Annotated in this window: 4 protein-coding genes; 2 read left to right on the top strand and 2 right to left on the bottom strand. The window is 64.8% G+C overall.

Annotated elements, in window-relative coordinates:
• Positions 1-187: 187 nt before the first annotated feature.
• Positions 188-334 (bottom strand): hypothetical protein, encoded by a 147-nt coding sequence (locus VMD50_RS19215; RefSeq protein ID WP_325429665.1) that lies wholly within the window; start codon positions 332-334, stop codon positions 188-190.
• Positions 335-1,317: 983 nt separating this feature from the next.
• On the opposite strand from VMD50_RS19215, the gene VMD50_RS19210 reads away from it, so the two are divergent.
• Entirely contained in the window at positions 1,318-2,706 is a 1,389-nt protein-coding gene (locus VMD50_RS19210) for a toll/interleukin-1 receptor domain-containing protein (RefSeq protein ID WP_325429663.1), read from the top strand.
• Complete coding sequence (locus tag VMD50_RS19205; protein WP_325429661.1) at positions 2,703-6,386, top strand: nSTAND1 domain-containing NTPase; 3,684 nt, start codon at positions 2,703-2,705, stop codon at positions 6,384-6,386. The genes VMD50_RS19210 and VMD50_RS19205 overlap by 4 nt, the downstream gene beginning before the upstream one ends.
• A 742-nt stretch (positions 6,387-7,128) precedes the next feature.
• Here the strand turns inward: VMD50_RS19205 and fxsT are convergent.
• On the bottom strand, positions 7,129-10,470 hold the full coding sequence (gene fxsT, locus VMD50_RS19200) for an FxSxx-COOH system tetratricopeptide repeat protein (protein WP_325429659.1): 3,342 nt from the start codon (positions 10,468-10,470) through the stop codon (positions 7,129-7,131).
• Positions 10,471-10,920: the final 450 nt, after the last annotated feature.

The raw sequence follows: 10,920 nt of genomic DNA, 5'->3' as shown, positions 1-10,920 counted from the left end.
CACCCCGACCCGGCACCACCAGCACCGCCAAATCCCGCGGCTGTTCTCCATCGCCGATCACGAGCAGCAAAACTAGCCAGCCGAACCCCTCCCGGCACGCACCCGTCCCGAAGTCCCCGCGGTAGTTCGGTCAACAAGTCGTTCTTGCGGCCGGGCACCATCTTCACATGCCGAGCATTGACCAGCATCAGTTCAAACCCGCGCTCATCCAGCACATCCCAGACGGGTTTCCGTACTGGCCGGTCGCCTCCATCACCACGTGACTCACCTGGTGTTCGGCCAGCCAATCCGCCAGCCGGTTGATATCCCCGGCCACCGCCGAGAACGTCCGCACCTGCGCTACCCGCTTACCGCGCGACCCCGGAACACGCAGTCACGCAACAACTTCAGCCTTGCCAATATCAATACCGGCAAACCTGCTGACCACCACATCCATACCCAGCCTCCGTCCACCGAACCCTTACCCGGCGGTGGAGCCCGGTGGGATCACCCGTGTAAACGACGCTGTCAGACGTGCTCAAAGCAAACAATTCGCGGTGCCGAACGCGATCCCAGACTCAGTCTTTACTCCGGACTCCCAGCACCAAGAAAATCCGAGCTCACCCGAGCCCACCAGCCACCATTCTCACGCCCTCGCGGCGGCCACCGGCCATGCCGGTCTTTACTGATATCAAGATCGGAACAGCCTTCGACCTTGGTGGTTTTTGGCGCACAAAAATAGCGTCGAGCAAAAGGGTTCATCGCTTTGCGGTCCTAGCGCCGGCGGGCGGTGGGATCTTCGCTGTTATTCACGAAATCTCCAGTGCTACAACGCTTTTAAGCGTCAACCAACATTCTTCTGCAGTGTACGCAGGCTGTACGCGAAAGTGTACGCGATTCTGACCTGCGGATTTCGCTGGAGTGACCAGGAAATCGGTGATTTTCGGCGTACCCGTACACAGAGAGAGATTTTAACCGCTGCGCGGCGCCACCACCCGTACGCTCGAAGACTTTGCGAACCGCCCCGGGGTTTGCTGGCCATCACGGCGTTTGCTGCGTGCGGCCTTGGACGTGTGCGACGGCCGTCGATACCAGCGCTATTGCCAGCAGTGCGCCCAACAGGCTCACAGAAACAGGGCTCAAGCTGAATCAGCAAACTGAAAGCCGAGGTGTTCGGGGACTTAGGTCACCCAATATCGGGGCGTAGGTAACTTACACGACCCGGCCAGCAACCATACGGTTAGCTATGAGCAAGCTAATCAAGATCGTCGCCGCGATCGCGGCTGCTCTGCCCGCGGCATCACCAATCGCTTCCGACAGGCCGGGAGGAGCGAGCATATGGGTGTGAACGACGAGGATTTTTGGGACGATCTGCTCGGGCATATCCGGCAGCAGGTGCTGATACCGGTCGTGGGGCCTGACTTGACGACGATCAATGTCGGCGGCGGCGAACAGACGCTTACGACGCTCATCGGCCAACACCTTGCTGATAAGTATCGCCTGTCCGTGTCACCGGGGGTCACCACCATGGGTGAAGCGGTGGCGGCATTCCTGCGAGAACGCGGTCGAGATGAGCTCGAGCGGTTGTATTCCCGGATCAACGACATCATCGTGAAGCTCGATCCGACGCCTGGCGATGCGCTCTGTAACCTCGCCGCCATCGCTGACTTGCACCTGTTCGTGACTACGACGCCCGACCACCTACTTGCGCAGGCGCTCAACAAGATCCGATTCCATGGTAGGTCGGCGACGCGTGAAATAGCGTTTTCCCCGTATCAGTCCACTGTTGTACATGAGCGAAATGCGCAACCGGCTGCGCCAACCGAGAGTGTGGTTCTGAGTCTGTTCGGTCAAGCCGCTTCCACCCCCGAGTATGCGATCCACGAGGAGGACCAGCTTGAGTGGCTCCACGCATTGCTCAGCGGCGCGGCGAGCCTGCCCGAGTGGCTCGCTTTCCCGCTAAAACATCAGCCGATGTTGTTTGTCGGCTGCCAGATTCCCGACTGGCTCGGGCGGTTCTTGCTGCGTTTGGAGAGCAACACTCGGCTGTCGCTTGAGTCCAAGCAGTTCTTCTTCGTCGGTTCCTCCACTTCCGCCGAACCATCCCTTTCGAACTTCTTCGCAACATACTGTCGCAAGACGCAGGTCCAGCAGCTGCAGATGGAGCCGGCCGCATTTGTCGCAGAGTTGCGTAAGCGGTGGGAGGAACAATCCACCACGAGGCCACGCACACCAGCGGACACCATTAGTCCTCCTCCTCCCCCTCCAGACGCGCCGACGATCTTCATCAGCTACCTGCGTGAGGATGTCGACGCTGCCCGGCGGCTGTCCGAGGCGATCTGCGGGCTGGGCGGGGATGTGTGGCTGGACGAGGGACGGCTCTGCCCGGGCGATATCTGGGAGCAGGACATCTTGACCGCCATCCGCAAAACTGTCCGTTTGTTCGTCCCAGTCATCTCGGCCAACACCGAGCGGGAGGAGGAAGGCTACGTGTTCCGAGAGTGGGCCGAGGCGGTAGATCGGTCGCGCTCCATTCCGCGTCGCCGCTTCATCGTGCCCGTAATCGTCGACGAAGACTACGCGGGCGACCCAAGTCGGTATCGGCAGATTCCAGATGTCTTCAGGCGCTTACAGTTTGGCCACGCGCCAGCTGGTGACCCGAATGCGGAACTGCTGGCGATGTTGACCGCCGAAATCCGTGCTATGCGGCGCGAGGTGGCGGCGTGATCGACGCAACGGCGACCACACAGCTCGACGCCGACAACCCGTGGCCGGGTCTTGAGGCGTTTGAGGAAAACGCGCGTGCGTTTTTCCACGGACGCGACCATGAAGCAGAATCGTTGCTGAATCATGTGCTTGACGCCTCGGTCACGGTCCTGTACGGGCGGTCGGGCCTCGGCAAGACGTCGCTGCTGCGAGCGGGCCTGTTTCCATTGCTGCGCGAGCGCAACTTTCTGCCGGTCTACGTGCGCTTCGACATTAAGCCGGGTGCGCCGCCACTCACTCGCCAGCTCCATGAGTCTGTCCAGAAAGCGATTCGGGCCGACGTGCCCGATGCGATGCTGCCGTTGGATGACGAACCTCTTTGGGAATACTTGCATCGCAGCGACTTTGAGTTATGGAGTGCGCAGAACTATCAACTTACGCCGGTGATTGTGCTCGACCAGTTCGAAGAGCTCTTTACCCTCGGTGAGCGGGTTTCCGATCTCGTCCGGGCGTTCAGGGATGACCTTGGTGACCTGGCCGAGAACCGCATTCCCGCCGATCTGGGCGCGCGGATCGACGGCCACGCGACTGTAGCTGCACGACTTCAGTTGCGGTCGCGCAAGTACAAGCTCCTAATAAGCCTGCGGGAAGACTTTCTTCCCGAGCTTGAAGGCTGGCGCCAGCTTATTCCCGCGCTGGGACAATCCCGGCTGCGGCTGCTTCGCTTGCAGGCAGGCGAAGCTTTCGATGCGGTGCAGAAACCAGCTGCGCACATGATGACAGGTGCGTTGGCGCGCCGGGTGGTGGGCATTATCGCCGGCAGGGACCTCCACCGGGGCAGCGATACCGCCTTGCCAGATGGCGCCCGGCCTGGTGATGAGATTGACGCCGCCGAAGTCGAGCCTGCGCTGCTGAGCCTATTTTGCCGCGAACTCAATGAGGAGCGGAAGCGGCGTGGGCAGTCGCATTTCGACGAGCAGCTAATCGAGCACGCCAAGAGTGACATTTTGTCGAACTACTATTTGTCATGTGTGGGTGATCTGCCGTCGCGCGTTGCGGAGTTCATTGAGTCGGAGCTGATCACCGAGAAAGGGTTTCGCAACAGCTACGCCCGCGAGGACGCGGTGCCATCGCATCTGACCGATGACGAACTCAACAGGCTGATTCGCATGCGGCTGCTACGACTCGAGGAACGCTACGGCGCGCAACGGATCGAACTGACCCACGACGTGCTCACCGGAGTCGTCCGCGAACACCGCGACCAGCGGCGCGCCGAAGAGGAGAAAGCGGCGCTGGCGGCACGCGCGGAGCAGGAACGGCAAGCCGCCGCGCAACGCGAGGCCCAGCTCGAAGCCGAAAAGCAGCGTCAGCAAACCGAGCTCCAAGCTGCCAGGAAACTGGCTGCCGTGGAAGCCGCAGCTAAGGAGGAAGCGCAGGCCCGTGAGGCGGTGCTGCGCAAACGCACGCGCACACTGCGGATCGCCGTCGTCGTCGCGCTCGTGATCGCGGTGGTGGCCGTTGTGGCGTTGGTGTGGGCGGCCATCAATGGCCATATAGCGAAGCAACGGTTTTACGAGGCCACCAGTGTCAAGCTCAATGCCGACGCACAGGGTATGCTGGCGGGCACGCTTGCCGGCGGTGATGTCCGCGCCTTCGAGGAACTGCTCGTCGCCAGATCTCTTAACCCGCCCGATGGCGGCCTACTCTACAGCGCCGTCGTCAAGAGGCAGAGCACGATCAAGATCATTGAAACACCCACACGGATCAACAGGCTGGCGTTTAGTCCCGATGGTCGGCGCATCGCCTCGGCCAGCCAAGACAGCGGTGATGTGAGCATCTGGGATGCTGACACAGGCGCGAGCCACACGCTCGCCAGCGGCGAGAAGAGCCTGTCGAGCGTGGCGTTCAGCCTCGCCGGTGATCGCATCGCAGCCGGCACTTCCGAAACCGGCTATGTCGTGTTCTGGGACGCGCGCACGGGCGAGCGCATCGGGAAACAAAGGGGCAACGAAGGCGGCATTTCCAGCATCGACTATAGCCGCGACGGTCACCGCCTCGTCTCGGGTGGATTTGATTACACGGTGCAGATCTGGAACGCCGACACCGGCCAACCCAGTGGCCCACCCCTAAAACTCCGACGATTCCGCACGGAGCCGGGCGCAGGAGTCGAAGCGGTAGCGTTTAGTCCCGACGGGCGCCGCATCGCGGTGGGCTGCGGCGACGACTCGGTCCGAATCCTGGACGCCGACACAGGTCAACGGATCGTTCCACCGCTCTGGATCGTCCCCGAGCCCGGCCATGGGGGAGGGGTAACCAGCGTCGCGTTCAGTCCCGACGGGCACCAGCTGGTTGCCGCCAGCGGCGCCGGGGGATCTTTTCAAATCTGGAATGCCGAAACCGGCGAACCCATCGGCGACCCGGTTCGAGGTGACCATTTGGGTCTATACAGTGTGGCGTTCAGTCCGGGTGGGCATCGCATCGTCACCGGTGGTGCCGACGGAACGGTCAGGCTTTGGGATGCGGCCAGCAGGCAACGGATCGGCCGATCGCTGACTGGCCATCAGGAAGCGGTCCTTGCTGTGGCGTTCAGCCCCGACGGTCACCGCATAGCCAGCGGCGCCCAGGATCGCACGATTCGGTTGTGGAACGCCGACCTGCAACGCCCACTGATCGCCGCGGAACACGGTTTCGATAACGTCGATTTCAGCCGCCACCGGGATCGTATCGCAACAGTCGACTTTCAGCGCACGGCGCAGGTGTGGAGCGCTACATCGGGAAAACCGATCAGCCCACCCATGCAGATCGATCAGAAGGGCAACATCGGGGTGCTGTTCAGCCCCGACGGGCGTCGCCTCATTACCGGCGGAGAAGACGACGATACCCTTCGCCTCTGGAATGCCGACACCGGCGACCCGATCGGTGCAGCAATCAACAGCGGACACGGGAAGGGGGAGCTCAATGACTTCGCATTCAGCCCCGACGGTCAGCGTGTGGCCACCAGCGGCGGAGACGGCAAGATACGGCTGTGGGCCACCGACACGGATGGTCTCCATCTGATCGAGAAATGGTCTCCACCTGAAAACTACAGGGTTTACGCGCTCGACTTCAGCCCGGACGGTAGCCGGATCGCCGCATCGATTTCGAACGGGGATGTGTGGTTCTTGAACGCACGCACAGGCGATCCCATGGGTGAGCCGCTCACCGGACATCCGGTCGCAGCTGCCTCCTTAGTGTTCAGTCCAGACGGTCGGCGCCTCGCAGCGGCCGGCATTGATAACACCATCGGACTTTGGAATATCGACCATGGTAAGGCCATTGTCAAAGCGCTCACCGGCCATCACGACGCGGTGACCAGCGTGGCCTTCAGCCCGGACGGTCGCCAGCTGGTCTCCGGCGACGGCGACGGTAGCCTGCGGCTGTGGAACGCCGACACCGGCAAACCGATCGGCGAGGGGGTGCCCGCCGCCCACACCGACACCGTCGTCGGTGTGGGCTTCAGCGCCGATGGGCAGCGCATCTTTTCTGCGAGCCACGACGGCACCGTGTTGTCCTGGCCGGCGGTGGCAACCCCAGAGGATCTGTGCCACAAGCTCACCACCAACATAAGCCACAAGCAATGGGACGAGTGGGTCTCACCTCATATCCACTACATCAAGGCCTGCCCCACGTTGCCAGTCGCCACCGATGACGGTTCCCACTGAACAGTAAAGGTGGGGAAGCCTTGGCAATTCTCGATGGCTGCGCACTGACCGGCCTGTCCGCCGGCCCTCGCGTTCGATGACGACGGTCTGCAGCGCTTCCGTTGCTCCAGAGACCGCGACCGCGAATCCGGCCAGCCGCCGCCGACGATGCAGAGGTGGTAGGGCGGGCTGCTTTGCGATCGTGCGAGTCGGGCGGTTCTGTCGGGGGACCAGTCGGGGACCACACGGTATGCGCCCGAGAGAACGACCTGCGCACCTGCGCACGTCTGCGCGATCACCGCAAGCCCGCAAACCGGCCGCGACCTGCGGAGATGCCTTGCTGCTACTTCCTGGGGGTCAAGCGGGTTCTGCACTTTCGCCTCGACGTGGGTCAGGAAGTTCGACGTCCCGGATCAACCGGCCTCCGAGCGGCGGGGACCGCAACATTGGGAACAGATTTGGGAACAAAACTCCGCGAAACCGCCCGAAATCAGTGCAACCTGGCGCACCACGTGGGCCACTTCACCGTTACTGACCTGCGGATTTGAGACTTTACGGACACTAGAAAAGCCTCGGCTCGTAGCTCATAACCCAGAGGTCGCAGGGTGCGCATTCCTTATGACAAGTGCGTTCACAACCGCCTTCCGGCGGCCGAAACCCGTAGCCCCTCACCACCTTTATCGGTCAGCGTGTGCCAAGTCTGACCAACCGGGAGCCGTCGCCTGCAACCCTTATCTAAAACACCAAACCTTGGTAGAGAGACCTACCGGCGATGAGCTCGGCATTCGCGAGTCCTATTGCGCGAGGCCAGGGTGTCGGGGTGGTCGGCGCCCAGCACCCGCTCCCGGTCGGCGAGGGTGCGCTCGTGGAGCGGGATGGCCTCGTCGAGGCGCCCCGCCGACCGGTAGGCGTCGGCGAGGTTGTGGCGCGAGGTCAGGGTGTCGGGGTGATCGGCGCCCAGGATGCGCTCGCGGTCCGTGAGGGTGCGCTCGTATAGCGCGATCGCCTCGTCGAGGCGCCCCGCCGACTGGTAGGCGTCGGCGAGGCTGCCGCGCGAGATCAGGGTGTGGGGGTGATCGGCGCCCAGGATGCGCTCGCGGTCGGTGAGGGTGCGCTCATGGAGCGCGATCGCCTCGTCGAGGCGCCCCGCCCAGGCGTAGGCGTCGGCGAGGTTGTGCCGCGAGATCAGGGTGTCGGGGTGATCGGCGCCCAGCACCCGCTGGCAATCGGTGAGGGTGCGCTCATGGAGCGCGATCGCCTCGTCGAGGCGCCCCGCCGACTGGTAGGCGTTGGCGAGGTTGTGGCGCGTGGCCAGGGTTTCGGGGTGATCGGCGCCCAGGATGCGCTCGCGGTCGGTGAGTGTGCGCTCATTGAGCTGGATCGCCTCGTCGAGGCGCCCCGCCGAGGCGTAGGCGTCGGCGAGGTTGTGGCGCGAGGTCAGGGTGTCGGGGTGATCGGCGTCCAGGATGCGCTCGCGGTCGGTGAGGGTGCGCTCGTGGAGCGCGATCGCCTCGTCGAGGCGCCCCGCCGACTGGTAGGCGTAGGCGAGGCTGCCGCGCGAGGCCAGGGTGTCGGGGTGATCGGCGCCCAGCACCCGCTCGCAGTCGGCGACGGCGGCCTCGAACAGGGGGATGGCTTCATCGAGGCGCCCCGCCCAGGCGTAGGCGTTGGCGAGACCGTGGCGCGCATCCAGGGTGTGGGGGTGATCGGCGCCCAGGATGCGCTGGCGGTCGGTGACGGTGCGCTCCAGCAGCGCGATCGCCTCGTCGAGGCGCCCCGCCTCCTGGTAGGCGTAGGCGAGGTTCTTGCGCAACTGCAGGGTGTCGGGGTGATCGGCGCCCAGCACCCGCTCGCCGTCGGCAACGGTGCGCTCCAGCAGCGCGATCGCCTCGTCGAGGCGCCCCGCCTCCTGGTAGACGTAGGCGAGGTTGTGGCGCGAGGCCAGGGTGTGGGGGTGGTCGGCGCCCAGGATGCGCTCGCGGTCGGTGAGGGTGCGCTCCAGCAGCGGGATCGCCTCAGCGAGGCGCCGCGCCGACTGGTAGGCGTAGGCGAGGCTGCTGCGCAACTCCAGGGTGTCGGGGTGATCGGCGCCCAGGATGCGCTCGCAGTCGGCGACGGTGCGCTCCAGCAGCGGGATGGCTTCATCGAGGCGCCCCGCCGACCGGTAGGCGCCGGCGAGGCTGTGGCGCGAAGCCAGGGTGTCGCTGTGATCGGCGCCCAGGATGCGCTCGCGGTCGGTGAGGGTGCGCTCCAGCAGCGGGATCGCCTCGTCGAGGCGCCCCGCCGAGGCGTAGGCGTAGGCGAGGTTGTGGCGCGAGGTCAGGGTGTCGGGGTGGTCGGCGCCCAGCACCCTTTCGCAGTCGGCAGCGACATGCAGCCCGAGGTCGATGGCCCGTGTGAGGTCCGCTGCGGCCGCGAGTTGTTGCACTCCCCACGTCCGGGCGCGCAGCTCTCGGGCCATGATGTCCGGATCATCGGGCGGCGCAACGCTCGTCACCTCCCACAGCGCCTCGATGTGGGAGACCAGTTCGGATCCGAGGTCACGCTGGGCCCAGGCCCGCAACTCGTCGAACAGGTGCGGCTCCAGCATGTCCAATGTGTGGGCCAACGTGGGAGTCCACCTACCGGCGGCCTGGTCGCGTTCGCGCAGTACCCGGGCGACCAGCCGGTGCATGATCACCGAGTCCCCGCCGACTGACCACGACAGCAGCGATCCGCGAACGCCGCCCTCCAGTGCCGCATCGACCGCCCCCTCAGCCGACTCGTCCATGTCCGCGTGGTTGACCGCGTCGAGCAAGTCGCGACGAACCCCCGCCGGGGACAGCACCGCCACCACCCGCAGCAGTAGCCCGGTGATCCCCGAGGGATCCTCGCTCTCGGTGGTTTGGATCGACAGCAGCAGCGCCGCCGCGGTGGCGTGCGGATAGCCTTGTCCGGCGACTCGGCCGAGCACCTCGGCCACCGGGACCCGGGCCAGCCGCTGCAGGTAGCGCTGGTAGGTGAGCCGCTGACCGCGGATGGTTGCCGCCGCTTGGGCCAATGCCACCGGAAAATCACCCAGCTGCGCGGCAACGGTCGCGGCGCCGGCCTCGTCGTCAACGTCGGTGCGCTGCCGCAGATAGGCCACCGACTCCGGGCGGCTAAACGCCGCAACATCCACCCCTTGCCCGAATTCGCTAAACGCGCGATCGGTGCTAGTGATCACCACCCGCGTGCTTCCGGCTGCGGGCAGGAACTCCAGCAGGGTGTCGGGATCGACCGCGTTGTCGAACACCACGAGCGCCGCATCGCGACGGGCCTCCAGATGCTCGCGCAGCCGCTGCGCGGACTTCAGCGAATCACCGTCGGGGTCGGCCACCCCCACCCGCTGCGCGATGCGCGCCAACCCGCTCAAAAGGCCGTCACGAGATTCGGCGTTCACCCAGGCCACCAACCCATCACCGGCGGCCACCCGGGCCCGGGCGTAGGCCGCGGCGACCTGGGTCTTGCCCACCCCCCGCAACCCAGTCAACGCGCACACCACCGCCACCCCGGCTCCCTCGAGCGCGTCCGCGAGCCGCTGCACCGTCACGCGCTCCACAAACGCCTGCGGCTGGCGCGGAATCTCGCCCACCACCACCGCACCCGGGGCCGTCACATCAAGCCACGGCAGCTCCGGCCCCACCCCCTCGATAGCCTTGTTGAGCTGATCCAGCGCCGCGGTGTTGAACCGCACCGGCGGGCCACCGGGCACCGCGATCTCGGTGCGGGCGCCCGCGGCGAATAGATCACAGCGGTGCCAGCGCGCGGTGATGTCGCCATCGCCGGTGTCTTCCAGGCGCGCCACCAGGATTCGTTTGCCGAACCCCTCGGCGGTGCGGTACTCGACCGTGCACTCGGTTGACGCCAACCACTTTGCCGACAACAAACAGATCAGATACCGACAGCGGGAATTGCTGGTTAGCAGCTGAGCGTCCCAGTGCTCACCCAGCCGCAACCCCGTTCGCGGATCGATATCCAGAAAAATCTCGTCGGCCAGCTCCGGGCGCTGCTCACCTAGCCAATGCTTGAGCGCCACCGCCTCGCGCCAGTCGACGCTGGAGTGGCTCATAAAGATTCGCGACACCCGAACCCCTTCACCCGGGCCCACACCACAGCGTGCCAAACAAGTCTGACATTCCCCGCCCAGCCCAGCCTGATGTATGCGAAATCCCCCCACAAAAACCAACTCTTCGCGGTTGTCCGCACTGGAGTGGCGCAGTCCCAGAAGCCGGGTCCAACCGGCCCCGTTCTTGTCACCGGCTTGTCACAACCAGTGCGCGACACCCGGGTATGGAATGGCACGCGCTGGAACCATTACCGCTGAACAGAGGCGTCACGCGAACTTGGCGACACCGTAAGACACCCCGTCTCACGGACTGTAAATCCGTCGGCCGTGTTGGGGGGCACTCAGGTTGAGCACCAAAGGGTAGAGATCCGGCACTGACCGTGAGCAGCTTGTTGGCTGGTCATGCCGGGGTTTGGTGTTCGCGGTGCCGGGGCGGCACGGTGATCACGTCGTTGTAGGTCGACGGCC

This window comes from Mycobacterium sp., assembly GCF_035506235.1.
In the GTDB taxonomy this organism is placed as follows: domain Bacteria; phylum Actinomycetota; class Actinomycetes; order Mycobacteriales; family Mycobacteriaceae; genus Mycobacterium.
Note: the sequence above shows the minus strand (reverse complement) of the source record. Positions and strands in the feature narration are given on the sequence as shown.